This window comes from Citrobacter amalonaticus Y19 (genome assembly GCF_000981805.1).
GTDB classification, from domain to species: Bacteria; Pseudomonadota; Gammaproteobacteria; order Enterobacterales; family Enterobacteriaceae; genus Citrobacter_A; species Citrobacter_A amalonaticus_C.
The window spans coordinates 4277946-4300170 of sequence record NZ_CP011132.1 but is presented as its reverse complement, the minus strand read 5'-3'; the positions used below and the strand labels follow the sequence as shown (position 1 = coordinate 4300170).

20 protein-coding genes are annotated in these 22225 nt (G+C 50.8%); 2 read left to right on the top strand and 18 right to left on the bottom strand.

Annotated features, from left to right (window positions below; genetic code table 11):
• Positions 1 to 60: 60 nt before the first annotated feature.
• The 15 genes from F384_RS19845 to gmk all read right to left on the bottom strand — a co-directional run bounded on the left by F384_RS19845 (position 61) and on the right by gmk (position 16429).
• On the bottom strand, positions 61 to 1794 hold the full coding sequence (locus tag F384_RS19845; protein WP_046492241.1) for an AsmA family protein: 1734 nt from the start codon (positions 1792 to 1794) through the stop codon (positions 61 to 63).
• A 121-nt stretch (positions 1795 to 1915) separates the two neighbouring features.
• Positions 1916 to 3307 carry a xanthine/proton symporter XanP gene (gene xanP, locus F384_RS19840; protein ID WP_046492238.1) on the bottom strand — a complete coding sequence of 464 codons (1392 nt, stop codon included), beginning with the start codon at positions 3305 to 3307 and terminating at the stop codon, positions 1916 to 1918.
• 129 nt (positions 3308 to 3436) lie between these two features.
• The gene (locus F384_RS19835) at positions 3437 to 3976 is read right to left on the bottom strand and encodes a fimbrial protein (RefSeq protein WP_046492235.1); all 540 of its coding nucleotides are present in this window, start codon (positions 3974 to 3976) and stop codon (positions 3437 to 3439) included.
• A 22-nt stretch (positions 3977 to 3998) separates the two neighbouring features.
• Complete coding sequence (locus tag F384_RS19830; RefSeq protein ID WP_080949992.1) at positions 3999 to 4571, bottom strand: fimbrial protein; 573 nt, start codon at positions 4569 to 4571, stop codon at positions 3999 to 4001.
• A gap of 93 nt (positions 4572 to 4664) precedes the next feature.
• Complete coding sequence (locus F384_RS28075) at positions 4665 to 5192, bottom strand: fimbrial protein (protein WP_052746962.1); 528 nt, start codon at positions 5190 to 5192, stop codon at positions 4665 to 4667.
• 60 nt (positions 5193 to 5252) lie between these two features.
• Entirely contained in the window at positions 5253 to 5795 is a 543-nt protein-coding gene (locus tag F384_RS19820) for a fimbrial protein (RefSeq protein ID WP_046492233.1), read from the bottom strand.
• Positions 5796 to 5895: 100 nt separating this feature from the next.
• Positions 5896 to 6873, bottom strand: a complete 978-nt coding sequence (locus F384_RS19815) for a fimbrial protein (RefSeq protein WP_046492232.1) — start codon at positions 6871 to 6873, stop codon at positions 5896 to 5898.
• A gap of 7 nt (positions 6874 to 6880) precedes the next feature.
• Entirely contained in the window at positions 6881 to 9331 is a 2451-nt protein-coding gene (locus F384_RS19810; RefSeq protein WP_046492229.1) for a fimbria/pilus outer membrane usher protein, read from the bottom strand.
• 9 nt (positions 9332 to 9340) lie between these two features.
• On the bottom strand, positions 9341 to 10048 hold the full coding sequence (locus F384_RS19805) for a molecular chaperone (RefSeq protein WP_080949991.1): 708 nt from the start codon (positions 10046 to 10048) through the stop codon (positions 9341 to 9343).
• A 5-nt stretch (positions 10049 to 10053) separates the two neighbouring features.
• The gene (locus tag F384_RS30010) at positions 10054 to 10365 is read right to left on the bottom strand and encodes a hypothetical protein (protein WP_155404025.1); all 312 of its coding nucleotides are present in this window, start codon (positions 10363 to 10365) and stop codon (positions 10054 to 10056) included.
• Positions 10366 to 10566: 201 nt separating this feature from the next.
• Positions 10567 to 12648 carry an ATP-dependent DNA helicase RecG gene (gene recG, locus F384_RS19800; RefSeq protein ID WP_046492224.1) on the bottom strand — a complete coding sequence of 694 codons (2082 nt, stop codon included), beginning with the start codon at positions 12646 to 12648 and terminating at the stop codon, positions 10567 to 10569.
• 3 nt (positions 12649 to 12651) lie between these two features.
• Positions 12652 to 13341 carry a tRNA (guanosine(18)-2'-O)-methyltransferase TrmH gene (gene trmH / locus F384_RS19795; RefSeq protein ID WP_046492221.1) on the bottom strand — a complete coding sequence of 230 codons (690 nt, stop codon included), beginning with the start codon at positions 13339 to 13341 and terminating at the stop codon, positions 12652 to 12654.
• A 4-nt stretch (positions 13342 to 13345) separates the two neighbouring features.
• Positions 13346 to 15457, bottom strand: coding sequence for a bifunctional GTP diphosphokinase/guanosine-3',5'-bis pyrophosphate 3'-pyrophosphohydrolase (spoT, locus tag F384_RS19790; protein WP_042323359.1), 2112 nt, complete (start codon positions 15455 to 15457; stop codon positions 13346 to 13348).
• Positions 15458 to 15475: 18 nt separating this feature from the next.
• Complete coding sequence (rpoZ, locus tag F384_RS19785; protein ID WP_000135057.1) at positions 15476 to 15751, bottom strand: DNA-directed RNA polymerase subunit omega; 276 nt, start codon at positions 15749 to 15751, stop codon at positions 15476 to 15478.
• Between the two features lie 54 nt (positions 15752 to 15805).
• Positions 15806 to 16429 (bottom strand): guanylate kinase, encoded by a 624-nt coding sequence (gmk, locus tag F384_RS19780; RefSeq protein WP_046492218.1) that lies wholly within the window; start codon positions 16427 to 16429, stop codon positions 15806 to 15808.
• Positions 16430 to 16685: 256 nt separating this feature from the next.
• Here gmk and ligB point away from each other — a divergent pair, with 256 nt between their 5' ends.
• Positions 16686 to 18371, top strand: a complete 1686-nt coding sequence (ligB, locus tag F384_RS19775; RefSeq protein WP_046492216.1) for an NAD-dependent DNA ligase LigB — start codon at positions 16686 to 16688, stop codon at positions 18369 to 18371.
• Here ligB and F384_RS19770 read toward each other — a convergent pair.
• The 3 genes from F384_RS19770 to F384_RS29265 form a co-directional block, all read right to left on the bottom strand.
• Positions 18368 to 18985, bottom strand: coding sequence for a trimeric intracellular cation channel family protein (locus tag F384_RS19770; RefSeq protein WP_046492214.1), 618 nt, complete (start codon positions 18983 to 18985; stop codon positions 18368 to 18370). The genes ligB and F384_RS19770 overlap by 4 nt on opposite strands.
• A gap of 317 nt (positions 18986 to 19302) precedes the next feature.
• Positions 19303 to 20382 (bottom strand): hypothetical protein, encoded by a 1080-nt coding sequence (locus F384_RS19765; protein ID WP_046492212.1) that lies wholly within the window; start codon positions 20380 to 20382, stop codon positions 19303 to 19305.
• 113 nt (positions 20383 to 20495) lie between these two features.
• The gene (locus F384_RS29265) at positions 20496 to 20759 is read right to left on the bottom strand and encodes a helix-turn-helix transcriptional regulator (protein ID WP_319424427.1); all 264 of its coding nucleotides are present in this window, start codon (positions 20757 to 20759) and stop codon (positions 20496 to 20498) included.
• A 245-nt stretch (positions 20760 to 21004) separates the two neighbouring features.
• On the opposite strand from F384_RS29265, the gene F384_RS19755 reads away from it, so the two are divergent.
• Positions 21005 to 22125, top strand: a protein-coding gene (locus F384_RS19755; protein WP_096147877.1) for an IS3-like element ISSen4 family transposase whose coding sequence is annotated in 2 segments (ribosomal slippage) — positions 21005 to 21263 and positions 21263 to 22125 — 1122 coding nt in all. Because the reading frame shifts where the segments join, the coding sequence is not laid out codon by codon here.
• Positions 22126 to 22225 lie beyond the last annotated feature (100 nt).

The following is a 22225-nucleotide window of genomic DNA, read 5'->3' as shown; positions in this document are numbered from 1 at the left end:
TTTCGTTTTCAGGCGAAAAACGCTCCCGGATCGAGGACATCCGGGAGCGAGGGGGGGAGATTACGGCGTAACGGGAGCGGGGGCTGTTGGAGCGGGTTCGGTCGACGTCACTTCACCCGCAGAGACGACGCCAGCCTGCATGGTTTGCGTGACCTGCTGTTTATCCGCATTCACGGCGTGCAACTGCCCATTCACCGTGGGCTTGAGGGGCGCGTCAGCCTGCACTGTACCGTTGGCGGTCAACTGAATATTGCCGTCACCGGCGATCGGCAGTGCTGGCCATCCCCATTGCTGTAGAACGTTCACCGGGACACCGCGTCCATTCAGGCTGACCTGCGTCTGGCGTGGTGGCAACTGCGACACGCTGGCGGTGGCTTCCAGAATCCCTCTTTCCGTAAAGGCGCTCAGTTCGCTGATGTTCACCGTGTTGGCGTTGGCGGCCAAAGACAAGGAAGGGCGGCGTACGTCGACACGGTTGAAGGTGGCGGCAGCGGCATTCAGGGTCGCGTTTCCACTCCAGACGCCCCATTGCTGGTTTTGCACCAGCCCCAGATTCGCGCCATAACCATCCAGCGCAGTCAACTGCCACGGGAATGTCGGATCGATATCAATCACCAGGTTGCGGCTGGCATTAAATTTCTTCAGCGTCAGGCTGTTCAGCCATGTCGGCAGCGGCTGCATCCAGCGTTGTTTCCAGTTTTCCGGCAGGGTGTACTCTATGCCCGCGATAGCCGCGTCATCGAGGATCAGGGTTTTACCCTCGCGCAGCCAATTGCCGGAAGTTCTGACCATACCGCCCTCCCAGCGGGTGGTAAACTGGCGCAGTGCGATACCTTGCGGTGAAAACTCGGCATTCAGGATAGGGTCGAACAGATGCAATGAGCCAAAAATGAACTCGCTGGCATTCATCGACAATTTGCCTTCCTGCGTTTGCCAGTCGTCTTTGCTGAAGGTCAGATTGCGCAAGCTAAGGTCAAGGTCAGTGACCGCCCAGTCCGGGCCCTGAAGACGCGCGTCGGTGACCTCAAGGCGATCAATCTGTAGCGACGGAATGGTGTTAAGCGGCGCGAAAAAGTCTGCCAACGATTTATCGCTTTGCAACCGGATATCGTTCAGACGCAGATTCTCAACCATCCAACTGCCGTCGGCATGGCGTTTTGCCACGCCGGTTAAGGCTCCACGCGCGATATCTGCGCCGATATTGCTTAATGTCACCTGTTCGTTATCGATACTGCCTTCAATCAGGACGTTGGCAGCAGGAACGTCATTCAGCGTCAGAGAGCCAGCGCTGAGCTGGATCTGCGCTTTGCTGCCGAGCACTTTACCGGCTTCAGGCAGCCAGGGGATGATGCCGCCATTCACCCGCTGGGCGCTCAGATCCCACTCGCTGCCAGGGCTGTTAAACGCCATATCCTGTAACTGCAGGCGATCGGCCTGGAAGGGTAACGGTGCCGTCTGAGGCGAAATATTCAGGGTGCCGTTTTGCAGCAGGATCGTATCGACGTGCCGCGGATGCGTCAGTTGGCGAGTGCTCAGGCCAATGTCGACCGTTTTTGCCACAAGCGTGGCCGGTTGACCGTCGCGCCCAAAGGTGACGTTATTCAGCAGGATATGCGAAGGAGAAGAAAAACGATGGTCCATCGCGTCAAAGGACAGCCGATAGTCGCTGTGCTCAGATATCCAGGCACTGATGTGTTCTGCGCCCCAGCGTGTTTGCAGCAGGAAATAGAGGCCGAGAATCACCACCAGAAGGGCGATCAGCACGTAGAGAATCAGCTTTCCAATAAATTTCATGGTCTTCCATCCTGCGAAGTGCACATAGTTGAGTTATGCACGATTTACGCGCAATCCTCAAGGCAGGAATCGTGAAAGAGTATGATAGCGACGGTGAAGTTGAATCACCGTCGCAAAGCGTTTACTGCTTTTCAGGCGGGAAAATCAGGTTCAGTACGATAGCGGTGATACCACCCGCAGCGATTCCGGAAGAGAGCAGATTTTTCACCCAGTCAGGTGCGAACTGTAGGATCAGCGGCTGCTGAGAGACACCAAGACCGACCGCCAGCGACAGCGCAATAATCAGGATCGCGCGGCGGTTCAGCGGTTCGCGGGAAACAATACGTACGCCAGACGCTGCGATAGTACCGAACATGACAAGCGTCGCCCCGCCGAGTACCGGCTCAGGAATATGCTGCACAAAACCGCTCACCGCCGGGAACAAGCCCAGTACGATCAGCATCAGCGCAACCACAAAGCCAACGTAGCGACTGGCCACGCCGGTCAACTGAATAACCCCGTTGTTCTGTCCGAAACAGGAGTTCGGGAAGGTGTTAAAGACCGCAGAGACGAATGAGTTCAGGCCGTTCGCCAGAACTCCCCCTTTCAGACGTTTCATGTACAGCGGACCAGAAACGGGCTGCTCGGAAACGTCGGACGTTGCGGTGATATCGCCGATGGTTTCCAGTGAAGTGATCATAAATACCAGCATCAGCGGCAACAGCAGATTCCAGTCAATGCCCAGACCGTAGTACAACGGTGTCGGTACCATGATCAGTTCCTGGGAGGCTGGCGCGCTGTTTTCCGGCAGCATGCCCATAAACCACGCCAGCGCATAGCCTGCGGCCATGGCGATAACCAGTGAAGCCACGCGCAGGTACGGATTACGCTGACGGTTGAGCAGAATAATCAGCAGCAGCACAACGCCTGCCAGCATCAGATTTTTTGGCGCGCCGAAGGTATTGTCGCTCATCGCGGCATAGCCGCCGCCGATGGACGTCAGACCCACCTGAATCAGCGACAGGCCGATGATCATCACCACCACGCCCGAAACCAGCGGAGTGATAATACGACGCGCGAGATGCAGGATGCGGGAGAGCACCATCTCTGTGCAACTGGCCAGCATCAGGGTGCCAAACAGCGCCGCCATCATGGTGGGAACGTCTGCGCCACCGGTTTTCAGTGCCGTACCGCCCATAATCAGCGGTGCCACGAAGTTAAAACTGGTGCCCTGAATCGATAACAACCCTGAACCTACCGGACCCCACGCCTTAATCTGAATAATGGAGGCCACGCCGGAGGCGAACAGCGACATACTGATAATGTGTTGCGTATCCTGAGCCGGTAACCCCAGCGCCTGACAAATGAGCAGCGCCGGCGTAATCACCGCAACGAACATCGCCAGCAGATGCTGGCAGGCGGCAAACAGGGTTTGCGGAAGCGGCGGGCGATCTTCAAGACGATAAATCAGTTCGCTGTTTTGAGTCTGAGCAACCGGTTGCGTATTTTCGGACTCGAGGGTGTTAACAGACATCAGTGATAATCCCGTGGTAGCAAAGCGGGCATTTTATCTGAGCAGAGGGTAAAAGCAAACGTTTGCCGAGACAAAAAAAGTGAGGAACAACGGAAGTAAAGCCCGCCATATGCCGACGGGCTTTAGAGATTACAGACGTTCGATCTGGACCGAAGCGGTAGCATAAAGGTTACCGGCAACCGCCTGTTGGTTAGTCAACTGCACCATCTGCAAACCGAAAACGGTATCTTCGTGAGCGCTTAAAAGACCCGTGTTGATGCTAACGGGTTTTTTATCAGCATCAAAAATACCCACCCCGACGCCTTTGGCGGCGCTTTCATCAGTAATGGAATTCGCCAGCGCGGTACCATCCGCATTGTCAGCGACACCGAGCACTTTGTACGCGATATGACCCTCAGAAATCAGAGCGTCACATCTGTCGTCACCGACAACAGAAAGATGGATCTCTTCCGGGCTCGTGGCATTGTCGCCTTGTTTGATCAGCGACTCCGGCTTCTCAATAAGAGAGACAGAACTTTTGTCCATACTGACCATACAACTTATTTCGTTACTTTTTACGGTTCCACTGATTGAAAGTGTTGCTGGAATGTCGATACTGTCAGCGAGTACCATACCGGTGTTGACAAGAAAAAGACCTGAAATTATCAGGCCCAATATATTTTTCTTCATAATCTTCTCCTGGAAAGATCTATTACAGGCGCTCGATCTGCACTGTCATATTGGTCTGCACATCGCCCAGAGTGGCTTCCTGACCTTTCAGTTGCACTAGCGTTAAAAAGAGAGGGAAGAAGGCTTCCTTGTTTGTCGGATTGCCTTTTGATGAGCTTGCCGCAGGGAATAACGCCACGGTTGAGTTAGGAATGATGATATTACCAACCACGTCGGTCAGGCTAATACCTACGCCCTGGGCTGCAGAACTTCCTGTGGCGGTATTTGCCAGTGAGTTGCCCATTGCACTGTCAGCCGTGCCAATGAATCTCAAGCCGATGTTTTTATACCCTTCGTTGGCATCACATGAATCGCCACCGAGTTGGATATAGATCTTGTCGTCAGAGGGACTGCCTGATTGATCCTGCGATGGAAGAGTACCTTCACTGTGACGCAAATTAATCACATATTTACTCATTAGCACATGGCAACTTGCCGGCGCTGACTGCAGTTTCCCAAAAACGGCCAGACCATGGGGAGTATCGTCCGCCTGAGCGCTAAAAACGCTGGTGGCAAGGAGACAACCTATTGAAAATGAAAAAACTCTTTTTTTCATTTATTTTATCTCTAAGGTTATATTTTTGTTGAAAGTTCCTTAATAAATTCTCTTTAAAATTATTAAGGAATCGGAGGAGTTTTCAGGCGTTATTTACAGGCGTTCAAGCTGAATGGTTAATGTTCCGGTAACACTCCCCTCGGTTGCTCTTTGTCCTTTAAGTGACACGACCTGCATACTCATACGCTCTAAGTTAGCGACGGGGACAGCGTCTTTTATACTCAGGAATTTGCCATGCATATCATATAACCCAATGCCAACACCTGCTGCCGCCTGAGAAGTGGTATCCGTATTCGCTAATACTGTTCCTTCCACCGCGTCTGGAATACCCACAAATCGATAAGCAAGACGATTTGCCAGCGATAATGCATAACACTCACTGCTACCCGAAATGCTTACGTTAACAGGGTTTTTAGGAATAGAATTTCCCCCCTGCCATGGCATTGCATTCAGAGGAATAGATTCTAAGCTGATGGTGGATGGGTTGATATTCACTGCGCAACCCGCCAGCATATTTGTTGCTGTACCTGAAATTGACAGGGTGGCTGGAATATCTGACGCCTGGGCAACCCCAAGGACAAAAAACATCGAGATCAGTGAAATCGGAAATAATTTCTTCATAAATTATTACTCTTAATAAATAGAGTAAAAAACCCCTCGCTTTACGCGAGGGGTTTTTAATTACAGACGCTCGATCTGAATAGTCAGGGCAGCCTGCACAGAACCTGCAGTTGCTTCCAGACCGTCCAGTTTAACCAGACCCAGACCTAAATGAGTCGGAGTTGCTGATGCAGCCAGCTTGTCTTTATTGATGCTCAGAATCTGACCATCGGTATTATACAGTGCGACACCGATACCGCTCGCGGAGTTGCCACCGACAAGGCTGTTAGCCAGAGAGGTTCCCTGGGCGTTGTCAGCTGTGCCGATGAACTTGTATGCCATGTGACCCTGCGAAATCAGTGCCTTACACTGATCGTCGCCATTGATTATCATATCGACGGTATGGGTTGGGACAGTTGTGGCGCCTTGCAGTACAAGATCACTAACATCTGCCTCCAGTGCAATGGAAGGCTGGCCAAGGTTAACGGTACATGCAGACTGGTTTGCTGTCACGGCACCGGACACGATCAGTGTAGCACCTACATCGTTAGGATTGATTTCAGCCTGAGCTGCGCCAACAACGAATAATGCAGAAACAGCCAGTCCCAAAATTGATTTTTTCATGAATAACATCCTTATATATTTTTAAACGTTAGTGAAATAGGTGAAGCATTCTCATTTCGAGATGAAAAAAGAAATCTTCCATATTTCTTATTATCTTGTCTTAAAGGTAATTAATCCTCAGTGTTATCTGTGCTTTAACTTTCCCCTTGCTGAGGGATGCACTTGTTTTGGCATAACGCACGGAAAGCGGCATTTTTACGCTAAGCTGCTGAGAAGGTAAGGCAATATCCATAGGTTGGAATGGCACCATTACGTTACCGTTATAGAGCATTTCAATGCCAACCCCCGATGCGGGATTTTCTGGGGCAACATTTTTAAATACAGTAATTTTTTGTGGTTCCGTGGTACCTTCGATGTTGATGCTTGCTTTGGTGGTGTTCATACATTGCAAATCAACATCGACAGGAAAACTTTTTTTATCTGCATTGTTGGCCAAATCTTTTATATCAATAGGTGGTAATTCAATTTGTGGTTGATTTACTGCAATAGCGCAATGTGCTTTGGCAGACAAGATCGTCATGGCCAGATTCACAATCAGCGAACTGTCGCTCAGGGATAGCAGCGATGGGAGATGAACATTCACGGTTCCGCCCTGGATAATCCCGGTCTTAATCACTTCAATACGAAATTTAATATCGTCTGTACTCACCGGATTTTCCGATACTTCAGAGAAGGAGGTATTAAAAGGTAGTACCCACTCCTTTTTTGCCATTCCGGGTTTGTCGAAAATGGCCGTAATTCGCAACCCAATACCGGGAAGGGCGGTGCTAAAAATATCTTTCCCACTTTGTGCCGTGTTCATTCTTCCATTCAGGACTCGTTTTATTGCACTCAGGCACTCTGGGGTGATGTCATGGTGTGAGCCAGAAAGCTGCGCGAGCGATTTCTCATTCACATACAGCACGGTACCAATAGACGCTGCACCAGTTCTGTCTGGTAATTGTACCGTTAATGGGATCGTCAGGTTTAAAGGCGACTCGCGTTCCTGAGGTTTGCAATCATGAGCGCTGACAGTAAAAGTCAATGCGCTCAACATCACTGCAATAGTTATCCGCCAGAAGGAAAATAGTTTCATCATTCGTTCCTTAGTGGCACTCGACGTTAAGTAATGCGACGGCTAATTTCACTGATTTTTTGGCTGGAATGGCAAAAGGCGCTGAACAGTGTTGCTTATCTCCCCAGGTGAAATTCACCGTGCCTTCATCAGGCGCTGAGTTGAGGTAAGCCTGGCCCTGATCTCCGACATACCAGGTGTCTTCATTTCCTTCAACCCGTACTCGCGCGCCGAAGGGTAAAGGTTCGCCTTTGTAGTTCACTGTCATGACCACTTTTCTTCCACTAATCGCCTTGAAGCTAGCCAACGTAACCGCGTCTTTAGTGGGGATGACCTCAGCCGACGTGCTGACAAAATCGACTTCTTTGTTCGTCTGTGGATCGACACTCAAGGCGTTGCGATGATAGGACTGAAGGTCCGGTACAATCGCAAAGCCACGTGAATCCGTCTTAATATTTTGGTTACTTCCCAGTTCAACATTCTCTGCACCTGGAATAGAAATCAGCGCCTGGCTGCCGCTGGAAAAACGCCCCAGGGTAATACCGCCTTTGTGCGCCAGGATGTTCCCCGAGGCGTTCCAGGATATATACTGATTCTTGTCGGCGTTGTAGGTCACATTGAATTCGCCGTGATTTCCCTGATAATCGATACCCGCCGAGCCGCTCTGGGTGTCGCTTTCCCCGTTCTGAGTGTCATAGGAAACTTGCGTATTCCAGTTCAGATCCTGCCTGTTGCCTATACGCCCGGAAACGCCTACCTGATTCGAGAGATCTCCTTTCAGGCCCGTGGTTGCGGTGTAGTTGAGCATGGGTTGGGTTGAAGGGAACAGATCCCCCATTGGCACAGAAAGCGTTAACGCCAGTTGTTTATCCCACTCAGGAGCACCTTCATTACGCGTCATACTCCAGGCAAGTGAAAAACTGACCATTTCCCACGAGCCATTCCAACCCAGTTGCCAGGAGCGTGAAACGGTACTGTCCTGATTGACCGTACGGGTTAGCGTCGTAAAGAAGCTGTGTTGGTCCGTAATGGATTGGTTAATTGTCAGGTTATATTCGCGCTTTAAACGTGAGTCTTCGAAAAGCGTTTCGGTATCAGCCCAGTCGCTGAAGGACAAATAGTTGCGTCTGTAATAACGGTTATCCAGTTGAATCTGTGTCCCGGTTTCAGGGATGCTGTTACGGTAGGTCAAACGCAGCATGTCGCCCGTGTATTCAGGTGAGTTTCCACGTTGTCCCTGACTTTCTGTTACGTCTATCGCAACACCGCCTGCGCGTTGCAAATCAAACCCTATGCCGAGGCTCAGCGCCTTATATTTTTCCTGGTACTGGATACCGCCATAGGTGGTGATATCAAAGGGAAGACCCCAGGAAAGGGCTGCCTGCAATAATTCAGGCGTGTCTTCAACGCTATTCGCATTCGACAGATAGCGGCCAGCGGCCAGACTGTATTTAATCTGATGCGCGCGCAGTAATTGCGGAACGTTAGAGTACGACACCGTACTGTGTGTTTCAGACCCATCTGCCTCGGTAATCGTGACATCCAGTTTGCCGCCATTTGACACAGACGAAAGATCCTGGATAACAAAGGGACCAGGTGGAACAGAACGCTGATAAATGATGTTGCCATTATTGCGGACTGTGACCTGTGCGTTACTCTTCGCAATGCCACGAATAAGGGGGGCAAAGCCAGTCAGTTGATCAGGCAGCATATCGTCATCGGAATTTAATTGAATCCCGCGAATCATAAGGCTGTCAAAAATGTCGCCAGGCGTGTCGGCATCGCCGACAGTGAGTTCCCCTTTCAGTGAACGAACTGCCGTTTCAACGTAATTTGAAATAGATTTCCAGCCATCACTATTGCTGAGCGTGGCATTGTTACGATACCGCCAGCGACCAATATTAAATCCATTGGTCAAGTTGGCAAAAACACTGTCCTGAGTACCGCTTGTGCTCTGGATATATTGTTGTCCGGAAAGCTGGTACATGCTGATGAGTGCAGGAATACCGTCGTCCCACTCTTCTTCAGGAACGCCGGAAAGCGACTCATCACGCATGACGGTTTGTGGAATTGAAATATCAAGCGTCAACTTTGAAAAATCAAAATCAGCCTTCGTGCCAGGAAGCTGTTCTTGCATGTCAACGCAGGAATTTTTCACACTGTTATCCTCAGTTTTCGAAGTGATTTTATTCAAATCTACCCCCAGCTTCTGATAGGTCTGAAAAGAGAGGCAAGGGATGAGATCCTTCTTGTCATTCAGCTCAAATCTGACATCCGAAACAAGCGATGGCTTTCCGTTGACATTAATTTGTACACGATAAGTACCCGGTGGCTGATAGCCCTGACTGAGTAGACTCGTATCATTGATCACTGTATTGCCATTTGCCGACTGTAATAAACCGGGATCAAAATATTCACCAGCTAGTACTATTCTCGAACATAAAACAGATACAGTCAGGCATAACTTGCTTATACAGCGCATAACATCCTGTTAATTTATTTTCTTAGAAAATGTTTTGGACGTTATGCCGAAATCATTTACTGCGTCCCATTCAACAGTCGAACCATTTGTTGGCACGTGTTTAAGGTTATAGGTTTTATCCGAAAAAGGAGCTATTACAGTATTGTTATCGACCACCGAGACTGGAATGGCTTCTTTATCTATGATTATTTTGCTCAACACCAGGTTATAAGGTGAAGTGTTTTTAACGACGACCGTTTTGCCTGATGCACTCCAGCTAAGATTTTTTGCCGCTTCACCTGGGTCACCTTTAAGCCCTGCTGGCCGGAAAAAGAATTTAATACGGTTGTTAATTGCCAGTACCATTCTGTTTTCGACTTTTGATTCTTCTTCATTCAGTCCGGGTACACCTTTCACGTCGAGCCAGAAAAGGCTTTCGCGATCGGCAGGCAGGCCGTTACCTAAATAGACGATACGAATAACGTTATCACTTTTTGGCGCCAACCTGAAAAGAGGTGGTGTGACGACAAAAGGCAATTTTTTTGCTTGTGTGCTATCACCAGCATCAAGCCACGATTGAACGAGATAGGCACGATCCTCATTACTATGAATAGAAACGGTGGCATCACCTTCTTTTTCACTGTAAACCAATCGATCGGCGTTGAGTGTCAGGGAGCTATGCGCGACTCCGGATAACGACATTAAAACTAATAAAGATGCAATGCTGAACTTGTTCATCTGGCTCAATCCAAGGGAAAATGACTCGTTATTGATGTTCCACTTAAAAAATGCAAACAATAATTAACGAAATGAAAAATTAAAGACGGTCTGCTAATTGTCCCTGAAGTAGTCGTGTTAAACTTCCCCTGCACGGGTAAAATTTTAATGTCTTGCGTATCTGGAAGCATATAATTGCGCTTGGGTTCAACATTGCACTCACCATCAGAATTTTGAATGTTTCCGGTAATATTCAATACATCTGAGATATCATTTTGAGAAGCATGATCTGCTGTTGTGAAGCATATGCAACTCAGGACAAGTGCGATGTTTTCCATTTATTACCTCAATACGAAGCTCTGTGATATACATTGCCTGTATATAAACATCTTGGATAAAGTCTATAAATTACGGGGGGTATAATATTGTTATATGGAGGATGTAAAAACAGGAATATCATCCAATATTGGATGAATTGAGGGAAAGGATAGTTTTTATCAGAGACCAGTTCGCTGAAAGTAGTGGTTTAATTGAGCGTGTTATATATGGGAGAATTTGTCTTGCTCAGGCACCCAGCGTTCGATCAATGCGATTGCCCGTTCAGGAAAACGTTCATGAATGTAGCGTGCAATGCGCTGAACTTCCGGAATAATGGCCTGATCTCGCAGTAAATCCGCTACCTTAAATTCTGCATTCCCCGTCTGCCGCGTACCCAGCAACTCACCCGGTCCGCGAATTTCGAGATCTTTTTGCGCGATCACAAAGCCATCGCTGCTGTCGCGCAGCACCTGCAGGCGTTTCTGCGCGGTTTTCGATAGCGGCGACTTGTAGAGCAGCACGCAGTGCGAGGCCACCGCGCCACGACCGACGCGCCCACGCAACTGGTGTAACTGTGCCAAACCGAGACGTTCCGGGTTTTCGATGATCATCAGACTGGCGTTAGGGACATCCACACCCACTTCGATAACCGTCGTAGCGACCAGAAGATGCAGCTCGCCCTGCTTAAATGCCGCCATTACCGCCTGCTTCTCGGCTGGTTTCATGCGTCCGTGGACCAGGCCGACGTTCAGTTCTGGCAGCGCGAGTTTCAACTCTTCCCACGTGGCTTCTGCGGCCTGTGCTTCTAACAGATCGGATTCTTCAATCAGCGTGCAGACCCAGTAGGCCTGGCGGCTTTCCTGCGTGCAGGCGTTGCGCACCCGGTCAATAATATCGCTGCGGCGGGTATCCGGAATGGCCACTGTTGTGACGGGGGTACGTCCGGGCGGCAGTTCGTCAATGACGGAGGTATCGAGATCCGCGTAGGCCGTCATTGCCAGCGTTCGTGGAATGGGCGTCGCGGTCATGATCAACTGATGCGGATGGAAACCCTGCTGCTGGCCTTTCTCCCACAGAGCAAGACGCTGGTGCACGCCAAAACGGTGCTGTTCGTCGATGATGACCAGCGCAAGGCCGTTGAACTGCACCTGTTCCTGGAAGATCGCGTGCGTTCCCACCACCATTTGTACCTGTCCGCTGGCGATCGCGTCTTGTTGCGCCACGCGAGCTTTCCCTTTTTGTTTACCCGCCAGCCAGCCGACTTCTACGCCAAGTGGCGCAAACCAGTTGCGGAAATTGTTGGCATGCTGCTCTGCCAGCAACTCGGTCGGAGCCATCAGTGCGACCTGTTTACCATGCGCAATCGCTCGCAGAGCCGCGAGCGCGGCGACCAGCGTTTTACCAGAGCCGACATCGCCCTGCACCAGACGCATCATCGGGATATCAAGCGCCATATCGTGCTCGATTTCCGCCACCACGCGAGCCTGCGCGCCGGTTGGCTTAAAAGGCAGCGAGGATAACAGTTGGTTTTTCAGCGTGTCGTTGGCGCTCAGCGGTTGGGCATGAAAACGCTGCGCGCCCGCACGAAGCGCCAGCATGCTCAGGTTATGCGCCAGTAACTCTTCCAGGATCAGACGACGCTGCGCCGGATGTTTGCCGGTCTCGAGATCGCTTAACTGTAGCGTCGGCGGTGGGCGATGCAGTGTGCGGAGCGCGTCGGGCAGGCTGAGCATGCCCTGTAATAATTCCGGCGGCAGGAGTTCAGTGATAGCGCAGGTGTCCAGCAGATCCAGCGCCTGATCGGTGAGCTTACGCAGTGTCGCCTGCTTAATGCCTTCAGTGGTGGGATAAACCGGAGTGAGGGTCTCCTGCAACTCTGGCGTACTGAGATCGCCCTGCACCCGGTATTCCGGATGGATCATCTCCGCGCCGTACTTCCCGCGCTTTGCTTCACCGTAAGCCAGTACGCGTCGTCCGGTCGCAAGGCTGTTTTTCATTGCCGCGCTGAAGTTGAAAAAGCGCATCGTCAGAATGCCGGAACCGTCGCTAATCTGACAGGTCATCATCCGGCGACCCCCGAAGGTGATATTGCAGTTCAGCACTTCCCCTTCAACGGTGGCGTAAACGCCCGGCAGCAGTTCACCTATGGGATAGAGTTGGGTACGGTCTTCATAACGCAGAGGAAGGTGTAACAGCAGGTCCTGCACGGTGTGCAGACCAATTTTCGCCAGTTTGCTGCTTTGCGCTGCGCCAACGCCCGTTAGTGAACTGAGCGGGACAGCATCTAACAGGCGGCCACTCATGATTTACTTCGCCGCCTGCATGGTGGACCACCAGACGTCATCGGCTTCAATTTGACCCTGCTGATTGATATGCGGGTAGGGCAGCCCTTTGCGTTTGGCGACTTTTGCCAGCACGGGATAGCCGCCCTCAAACAACAGGCGCTGCTGTTCGTCTTCCGGCAACATGCTGTTTTCGCGAAGGTACATTCCGGCGTTCTGTCGCTGGCGCTGTGCTTCGTAAAGAATCAACGCAGAGGCGACGGAAACGTTAAGCGACTGAACCATGCCGATCATGGGGATGATGATATCCTGATCCGCCAAATCCAGTGCTTCCTGCGTAATACCGGTTTTCTCCTGACCCATCAGAATACAGGTTGGACGCGTGTAATCTATCTCGCGGAAATCGACAGCGTTATCAGAGAGATGGGTCGCCAGAACCTGCATACCCCGGCCTTTAAGATGGGTGACCGCATCGCCAATCGTGCGGTGGGTTTTCACCTGCACCCAACTGTTGCTGCCTGCGGCCGCTGAGGCCATGGTGCGCATACGGCTACCCGGCCAGACGGCATGAACTTCGTGGACGCCAACGGCATCTGCGGTACGAATGATTGCAGAAACGTTATGAGGCTTGTGGACCTGCTCCATGCAGACCGTCAGGTCTGGCTGGCGCCTGGCGAGCATTTCGCAGATTCGTGCATAACGCTGTGCATTCATTGGGTTAATTTCGGTTACGGGTGACTTTTATCACGTCTGGCATCACGCGGATTTTGCGCATGATATTCGCCAGGTGCACGCGATCGCGCGCGGTAAGTCGAATAAAGGCGCTGTAGACGCGACCATCTTTCTCTTCAGTATTCAGGCTCTGAATATTAGAGGTGGTGGTGTTGATCGCCGCCGTCAGGTTAGCCAGTGCACCCTGGTGGTTAAACATATCCACTTTGATTTCGGTGATGAACTCCTGCTCCGTCTCTTTGTCCCATTCCACCGCCATAAATTTCTCTGGCTCTTTCTGGTAACCACGGATGTTACGGCAGGATTCATGGTGGATGACCAGGCCTTTACCCGGACTGACGTGGGCAATGATCGGATCGCCTGGAATCGGACGACAGCACTTGGCAAAGGTAATCAGCACACCATCTGCACCTTTGATGGGCAAATGACCGTGGCCCGGTGCCGCAGACTGGATTGCAGAGGCATCACCCTGTTGCAGGTTTTTCGCCACCACCACGCTCATGGCATTGCCGAGGCCGATTTCTGCCAGCAGATCGTCAAGCGTCGCGAGCTTCATTCGCTCAAGTTCACGCTGAATACTTTCTTGCGGGATCTCGGCAAGCTTACGACTGCCACCCAACGCATGGTTGAGCAGGCGGCGTCCCAGACTGACGGAATCATCGCGCTTGAGGTTTTTCAGCAACTGGCGGATCTTGGCGCGAGCTTTCGAACTGACGACGAAGTTTAGCCATGCCGCGTTCGGACGAGCCCCCGGCGCGGTAATGATTTCGACCGTCTGACCACTGGTCAGCGGCTGTGACAGTGGGTAGGGCTGCCTGTCGACGCGCGCGCCCACACAGGCATGACCAATGTCGGTATGCACCGCATAGGCAAAGTCGACGGGTGTTGCACCGGCAGGCAGTTCGACAATGCGCCCTTCCGGTGTGAAAACGTAAATCTCATCCGGGAAAAGATCGGATTTCACGCTCTCGATAAATTCAAACGAGCTACCTGCGCTCTGTTGCAGTTCCAGCAGGCTTTGCATCCAGCGCTGGGCACGAATCTGCGCAGTAGTGCTGGTTTCACCGTGCTCTTTATAAGCCCAGTGCGCCGCGACCCCCATTTCCGCCATCTGGTCCATATCCTCTGTACGGATCTGGACTTCAACCGGGACGCCGTGCGGGCCGATCATCGACGTGTGTAAAGACTGATAGCCGTTCGCTTTCGGAATAGCGATATAGTCTTTTACCCGTCCAGGACGCGGTTTATAGAGGCTGTGCATCTGACCGAGCACGCGGTAACAAGTGTCGGCGTCATGGACGATAACGCGAAACGCGTAGATATCCATGATGGAGTGAAAACGCTGCTCTTTAAGCACCATCTTGCAATAGATGGAATAAAGGTGCTTCTCACGACCACTCACACGGCATGGAATCCCTGCTTCCTGCAGACGCCCTTCGATTTCAGAGAGGATTTTTTGGATCATCTCTTTACGGTTGCCACGTGCGGCTTTAACCACCTCTTTAATCACGCGATAGCGGTTCGGGTACAACGCCTCAAAACCCAGTTCTTCGAGCTCGGTTTTAATGTGATGAATACCTAAACGGTGTGCCAGCGGGCTATAGATTTCGAGGGTTTCACGAGCGATGCGGCGACGTTTGTCCGGGCGTAATGAGCCCAGCGTACGCATGTTGTGAGTGCGGTCAGCGAGTTTGATGAGAATGACGCGGATATCCTGCACCATCGCCATAATCATCTTGCGAAAGTTTTCGGCCTGCGCCTCTTTCTTATCGCGGAACTTGAGTTTATCAAGCTTCGATACCCCCTCTACCAGTTCAGCAACGCTTTTACCAAAAAGCTGCTCCATGTCCTGGTAGGTGGCGGGAGTATCTTCGATCACGTCATGCAGCAGTGCAGCCATCAGCGTTTCATAGTCGAGTTTCATCTCGGCCAGAATGCAGGCTACGGCAACAGGGTGCGTGATATAAGGTTCACCGCTTGAACGTGTCTGGCCCTCGTGAGCGTCACGTGCAACGAGATACGCCTGCCGAAGACGTTTGATCTGGTCTTCCGGCAGGTAGTGTTGAATCAGTTGATTCAGGCTTTCAAACAGATACAAGGGCGACCCGCTTTGTGATTAACGACGACCTTCAGCAATTGCGGTTACGGCTTGTATTTCAGCGGCTTCCTGCTCTTGCTGTTCCTGGCGCTCACGTACGTCGAGGATCTGGTTGTTGATCAGACCTTCTTCGATTTCGCGCAGCGCGATTACGGTAGTTTTATCGTTTTCTTCCGGTACGAGCGGATCCTTTCCGCCTACCTGCATCTGACGAGCGCGACGCGCGGCGACCAGTACCAGGTCAAAACGGTTACCAATTTTCTCTACAGCGTCCTGAACAGTTACGCGTGCCATACTTAAAATGCTCCACAGGTGAAGAAATGACTGGGCATGATACTGAAAGTGGATTCAGTCTGCCAACAGTTTGCTGATTAAAGCGTCATGACGCTGCTTTTGGCGGCTCATGCGCAGACGTTCGGCGCGAATGATGGTCTTCAGATCGCTCAGAGCGGTGTTGAAGTCATCATTCACAATAAGATAATCATATTCGGCGTAATGGCTCATTTCTGCAACAGCTTGAGCCATACGTTTTGCAATCACCTCTTCGCTATCTTGTCCACGACCCCGCAAGCGGCGGTCAAGTTCAAGTTTAGACGGCGGCAGAATAAAGATACTGCGTGCATGCGGCATCTTCTGGCGAATTTGTTGCGCGCCCTGCCAGTCGATATCCAGAAAGACATCTACCCCGGAGGCCAGTACTTGCTCAATGGCTTCACGCGAGGTGCCGTAGTAATTACCAAAAACTTCTGCGTGTTCCAGAAACGCGTCGTTGCCAATCATGGTTCTGAATTCGTCATGACCCACAAAGAAATAATGTTCGCCGTGAACCTCACCCGGGCGCGGAGCGCGCGTGGTGTGCGAAACAGAAACCTGGGTGTCATACAACGGTTGGGTTTTTAACAACGCCTGAATCAGGCTGGATTTACCCGCGCCACTGGGGGCAGAAACAATATAAAGCGTGCCTTGAGCCATGAGTATCTTACGTATGTGATTATCGAAAATGAACCTACATACGGGCTTATTATACACGTCGCCGCTACGCGACGTAGCCTTTGTCATACTTTTTGCGCGAGATTATTGCTTTTTGCGCGCCTGTTTCCTGATTTACGCAACATTCGCTGCAAATGAGAGGAATCACTGGAAGCCTGAACGCAATCTAAACTTTTGTCGCTCGGCGTTGGTCACGCAACGCGCTATAGCTACCTGGCAATGTAAAGCGGAGGTAGTGATGAAGACAGGGACAGCGATATTAATGGGGTTGTGGCTGTGGCACACGCAGGTCCTGGCGGTGTGCCCGGTATGGTCGGCAGCCAGAGCCCACGAAGAGCTCTCTCGTTTGCAACAGCAAATTACACAGTGGGATGACGCCTACTGGAAAGAGGGCGTCAGCGTAGTTGAGGATGGCGTCTACGATCAACTGCATGCGCGACTGCTCCAGTGGCAGCATTGCTTTGCTGACGACGCCCCGCCCAGCCTGACGTTACCCTCTCCAGGCGGCACTATTCCCCATCCTGTCGCCCATACCGGAGTGCAAAAGCTGGCAGACAAGCGAGCAATGCAGCAATGGATGCGCGAGCACAACGATTTGTGGGTGCAGCCGAAGGTCGATGGCGTGGCTGTTACGCTGAAATACCAGCAGGGCAAACTGACCCAGGCTATCAGCCGTGGTGATGGCCTGAAAGGCGAAGACTGGACGCAAAAGGTAAGACAGATTCCTGCTGTACCGCAAACAGTGGTGGGCGCGCTGGCAAATAGCGTGTTACAGGGCGAGATCTTTTTGCAACAGGAAGGGCATATCCAGCAAAAAATGGGCGGAATGAATGCCCGTTCAAAGGTAGCGGGTCTGCTGATGCGCAAGGGCAACGTCAGTGACTTATCATCGCTGGGGATTTTTATCTGGGCCTGGCCTGATGGCCCGCAGGCAATGTCCGAAAGAGTAAACCAGTTGAGTGCGGCGGGGTTTACGCTGACGAAGGCATTCACGCTGCCGGCTGACAATATTGAGTCCGTGGAGCGGGCGCGTACGCACTGGTGGACGTCCGCTTTGCCCTTTGTCACCGATGGGGTAGTTGTGCGGATGAGCAAAGAGCCGGCGTCCCGCCAGTGGTTACCGGGACAAGGGAGTTGGCTGGTCGCCTGGAAATACCCGCCCGTTGCGCAGGTGGCTGAGGTTACAGCGATTCAATTTACGGTCGGCAAAAGCGGAAAAATCGCCGTTGTGGCGACACTTGCTCCCGTCATGCTGGACGATAAGCGAGTACAGCGGGTGAACATCGGTTCCGTAACGCGCTGGAAAGAGTGGGATATTGCCCCTGGCGATCAGATCCTGGTGAGTCTTGCCGGACAGGGGATCCCGCGTATTGACGATGTAGTCTGGCGAAGTTCAGTACGGACTAAACCGATACCGCCGGAAAATCGCTTCAACGCATTGACCTGCTTTTTTGCTTCCGCATCGTGTCAGGAGCAGTTTATCTCTCGCCTGGTCTGGGCGGGATCTGGCGCTGTTTTAAAGTTAGACGGTGTTGGTGAGGCGGGTTGGCGGGCGCTTCATCAACAGCATCACTTTGAGCATATCTTTTCGTGGCTGGCCTTAACTCAGGAGCAGATTCAGCACACGCCGGGTTTTGCGAAAGCAAAGAGTGAGCAGGTGTGGCATCAGTTTAATCTGGTGAGAAAACAGCCGTTTATTCGCTGGATACTGGCGCTGGGCATCCCGTTACCTCTGGCGGCGCTCAATGCCAGCGGCGATCGTTCGTGGCAGCAGTTGTCAGGGAGAACGGAATCGTACTGGCAACAACTTCCGGCGGTCGGCCCGCGTCGCGCACGTCAGGTGATGGCATGGCTGGACAACACGGAAGTTAAGCAACTGAGCCACTGGCTGGCGGCCCAGCACATTGAGAGCTTTATCCCTTAGTGGCTTTCGTGGCGGTAGTAAAACACGGGCAAACCCAGCTTAAGGCGCAGCGCCAGCAGTCGGGCGACAAAGCCAAACATCAGGGTTGAGATAACCACGATATCCTGATTGGAAACATAGTGTTGCAGGACGATGTAAAGTACGGCAGAGGCGAATGAGACGCCAGCATACAGCTCTTTCTGGAAAACGAGCGGAATACGCTTACAGAACATATCGCGCAGCACGCCACCGAAGACGCCGGTGGTGACCGCCGCAACGACGGCAATGATCGGCCCATGCCCCATATCCAGGGCCACCTGGGCACCAATGATGGAAAAGACCACCAGGCCTAAGGCATCCAGTACCAGGAATACTTTGCGCAGATAGGGCATGACGGGAGCCACAATCGTCGTCACAACCGCCGCCGTGGCGACAATAATCACGTATTCGGGATGTTTAACCCAACCCAGAGGGTAGTGCCCAAGTAGAATATCGCGGACAGAGCCGCCGCCGATGGCCGTTGCGGTAGCAATAATGATGACGCCGAAGGTATCCATCCGACGACGACCCGCCGCCAGCGCACCGGTCATGGCTTCGGCAGTGATTCCTATCAGGTACAAAACATGTAACAGCATGACTCCCCCTAGTATTTAGGGGGCAAAGAGTAACGATTTGTACTCATCGTCACGATTGAGATTTTCTAAGGCGAGTGATTTTTAATAACGTCAGGTAATGTGAAATTGTTGTTTTTCTGAAGAGGTATGCGATGTGGGGATTTTTTCGTCAGTAAAATGGATGAGAAAAACTAACCTGAAGTTGTATGCGAGCCAGCGTGATTCGCGAGAAAACGTAGCACCGTCATCAACTGACGGGCTACGCGGAAAGACACGTTACTCGATTGAATCTGAATGTTGAGTATTGGTAAGTCATAGCTGATTTTATTGAGTTTTCTCTACTCCATCTTTTCATTATGTACACGTCTATGTACACAGTAAACAGACGCTATACTGAAAATGCCGCTTAATTGAGTAACGCAGCGTGACCACTGCGCCCAAACTGCACGTTTATCGAACAGCTCTATCTCACGCTCTGCAATCAGCCTTTCTACTTTGCGAGGTAAACGTGAGCATTGCATAGCTTCCATCATGTAGCGCTTCATCTCAGCGATGCTGGGAGCGTCTGGTAGCGTACTAAGATACCCTCTTTCTAATAGCTCATCCTCTAAATCTTTAGAGTAGACACGGAGTCGCTCGAAAGGATTTCTCATCTCTAAAAGATGAGCCAACATCAAAGCATTACCGTTTTTGCTGGTGGGTGTAGCGTTTGGCCTGTACCGGGCCTCGATACGCAAGAATTGCTGATGCTCATCAAAATTGATGTTGATGAATTTGGCTTTTTCCTTGAATACAAGATTTCCTCCACTCCGTGCATTCACCTTCCCATAAAAAAGGATATGTAACAGGGAACGGCAACTGCCAATTCTTAACCCCGGCAAACCATTTTCTTTATCGAAGTATGCTGTTTGACCTGCACGGTCTAAACCCCATAAGAAATCATCTAGCTTGCAGTTGTAGACATCGAGAGCAACATCAATTTGCGTAATCCAGGCTCGTTCAAGGAGTTGGTAAAATATTCCTCCTAATCGACAATTTATCCATGATAACAAATGATCTATTTTTTTTGGGGTCATATGTTGGGGGCGAAAATCTAAACGTATCCCTCCTGTATTATGATTTATTGGCGAGTAATCGATACGTAACAACACAGGTGAGTTTTCCTTCTTTCCCCTAATCAATAATGCTTTTCTGTAGGGTTTTCCTTCTTTGTTTCGGATATATTGGATACGGTATTTTTTGAATTCCTTTTGTCTCATTTTTTTTAGTTTTTTATAAGTGATCTTTCTTTCTTCACTGTTATGGAAACTGCTTACAACACTGAGTTTATCAGCTCTCATTTTTAATTTTTGAATTCTGGCATTCATGCCAATATTAAGTGAATAACAAAAATCTATGTTGCGTTTGTTAAGTCTCATTTATATCCCTTACATCAGTAACTATCGGTATGGGATAGTGAGTATTGAATTAGTTAATCACTATCCATATAGATGTGCATATAACGTGCTATTAGAGCGATGAGCTTTTTCGCTCAATTTCTTCTTGTTTCTGATAGCGGTACTTTCTGACGGCTGGCTATCCATTGCAGTATTTCTTCCTCTCTCCAGGCAACTGAGCGAGAAACGGCGTTAGCATCATCCAAACCACCAGTTAGACGAACAGGCTCAGGGAAGTGGCCTGCTTTGATTTGGCGATAGAGCGTAGCGCGTGAGAAAGCGCACTGTTCAAGGACGGTGTCGAGTTTAAGCAGACGTGGAACATTCATGGTAAAAACCTGTTTGATTAACGCATCCAATTGATGCCCCCTGTCTTTACAGATTTTCAAAATGAATGATTATTTAGATAAAAAACGCCTCATTTTCAGGGTCTATAGAATGACCTTTTATCATTAACTAATTGTTATTTATGGTGATATTATTATCTGTTTTTAGTGGTGTTTTTATCTGATCGTCAGACTTTTTACTTTGTATGACCTGCTCCCCGTTGATTAGTACACCCCGATGTTAGTAATGTCTTCATAAGCCACATGAGGACATCCCCATGAAGAAGCGTTTTTCCGACGAACAGATCATCAGTATTCTCCGCGAAGCCGAAGCTGGGGTACCCGCCCGTGAACTCTGCCGCAAGCATGCCATTTCCGATGCCACGTTTTACATCTGGCGTAAGAAGTATGGCGGTATGGAGGTGCCTGAAGTTAAGCGCCTGAAGTCGCTTGAGGAAGAGAACGCCAGACTCAAGAAGCTGCTTGCCGAAGCCATGCTGGATAAAGAGGCGCTTCAGGTGGCTCTTGGGCGAAAGTACTGACGACAGACCAGAAGCGGGAAGCCGTGATGTTGATGTGTGATGCGACCGGTCTGTCGCAACGTCGTGCCTGCAGGCTTACAGGTTTATCCCTGTCGACCTGCCGCTATGAGGCTCACCGTCCGGCTGCTGATGCGCATTTATCAGGGCGCATCACTGAGCTGGCACTGGAGCGCAGGCGTTTTGGCTACCGTCGTATTTGGCAGTTGCTGCGCCGTGAAGGGCTTCATGTTAATCATAAGCGCGTGTACCGGCTTTATCACCTCAGTGGCCTGGGCGTAAAACGCAGAAGACGTCGTAAAGGGCTGGCAACAGAACGTCTGCCGCTGCTCCGTCCGGCGGCGCCCAATCTGACCTGGTCGATGGATTTCGTCATGGACGCACTTTCCACCGGTCGCAGGATCAAGTGTCTTACCTGCGTCGATGATTTCACAAAGGAATGCCTGACGGTCACTGTTGCCTTTGGGATTTCAGGCGTTCAGGTCACGCGTATTCTGGACAGCATTGCACTGTTTCGAGGCTATCCGGCGACGATAAGAACTGACCAGGGGCCGGAGTTCACTTGCCGTGCACTGGATCAATGGGCCTTTGAGCATGGTGTTGAGTTGCGCTTAATCCAGCCGGGCAAGCCAACGCAGAACGGATTTATTGAGAGCTTTAACGGACGATTTCGCGATGAATGTTTGAATGAGCACTGGTTCAGCGATATCGTTCATGCCAGGAAAATTATTAATGACTGGCGGCAGGATTATAACGAATGCCGCCCGCACTCCACGCTGAATTATCAGACACCGTCTGAATTTGCAGCGGGCTGGAGAAAGGGTCATTCTGAGAATGAAGATTCCGACGTTACTAACTGAGTGTTGTATCTAATCGTGGGGGCAGGTCATGTAATCTGATCATCAGACCCAAACTTGACAGTTAGAAGCTTTTACGTAATCTGATGATCAGAAAATTCTA

Excerpts from the sequence above, each read along its gene's own strand:
- F384_RS19845 (WP_046492241.1), bottom strand. The coding sequence starts at position 1,794 with ATGAAATTTATTGGAAAGCTGATTCTCTACGTGCTGATCGCCCTTCTG.
- xanP (WP_046492238.1), bottom strand. The coding sequence starts at position 3,307 with ATGTCTGTTAACACCCTCGAGTCCGAAAATACGCAACCGGTTGCTCAG.
- F384_RS19835 (WP_046492235.1), bottom strand. The coding sequence starts at position 3,976 with ATGAAGAAAAATATATTGGGCCTGATAATTTCAGGTCTTTTTCTTGTC.
- F384_RS19830 (WP_080949992.1), bottom strand. The coding sequence starts at position 4,571 with ATGAAAAAAAGAGTTTTTTCATTTTCAATAGGTTGTCTCCTTGCCACC.
- F384_RS28075 (WP_052746962.1), bottom strand. The coding sequence starts at position 5,192 with ATGAAGAAATTATTTCCGATTTCACTGATCTCGATGTTTTTTGTCCTT.
- F384_RS19820 (WP_046492233.1), bottom strand. The coding sequence starts at position 5,795 with ATGAAAAAATCAATTTTGGGACTGGCTGTTTCTGCATTATTCGTTGTT.
- F384_RS19815 (WP_046492232.1), bottom strand. The coding sequence starts at position 6,873 with ATGATGAAACTATTTTCCTTCTGGCGGATAACTATTGCAGTGATGTTG.
- F384_RS19810 (WP_046492229.1), bottom strand. The coding sequence starts at position 9,331 with ATGCGCTGTATAAGCAAGTTATGCCTGACTGTATCTGTTTTATGTTCG.
- F384_RS19805 (WP_080949991.1), bottom strand. The coding sequence starts at position 10,048 with ATGAACAAGTTCAGCATTGCATCTTTATTAGTTTTAATGTCGTTATCC.
- F384_RS30010 (WP_155404025.1), bottom strand. The coding sequence starts at position 10,365 with ATGGAAAACATCGCACTTGTCCTGAGTTGCATATGCTTCACAACAGCA.
- recG (WP_046492224.1), bottom strand. The coding sequence starts at position 12,648 with ATGAGTGGCCGCCTGTTAGATGCTGTCCCGCTCAGTTCACTAACGGGC.
- trmH (WP_046492221.1), bottom strand. The coding sequence starts at position 13,341 with ATGAATGCACAGCGTTATGCACGAATCTGCGAAATGCTCGCCAGGCGC.
- rpoZ (WP_000135057.1), bottom strand. The coding sequence starts at position 15,751 with ATGGCACGCGTAACTGTTCAGGACGCTGTAGAGAAAATTGGTAACCGT.
- gmk (WP_046492218.1), bottom strand. The coding sequence starts at position 16,429 with ATGGCTCAAGGCACGCTTTATATTGTTTCTGCCCCCAGTGGCGCGGGT.
- ligB (WP_046492216.1), top strand. The coding sequence starts at position 16,686 with ATGAAGACAGGGACAGCGATATTAATGGGGTTGTGGCTGTGGCACACG.
- F384_RS19770 (WP_046492214.1), bottom strand. The coding sequence starts at position 18,985 with ATGCTGTTACATGTTTTGTACCTGATAGGAATCACTGCCGAAGCCATG.
- F384_RS19765 (WP_046492212.1), bottom strand. The coding sequence starts at position 20,382 with ATGAGACTTAACAAACGCAACATAGATTTTTGTTATTCACTTAATATT.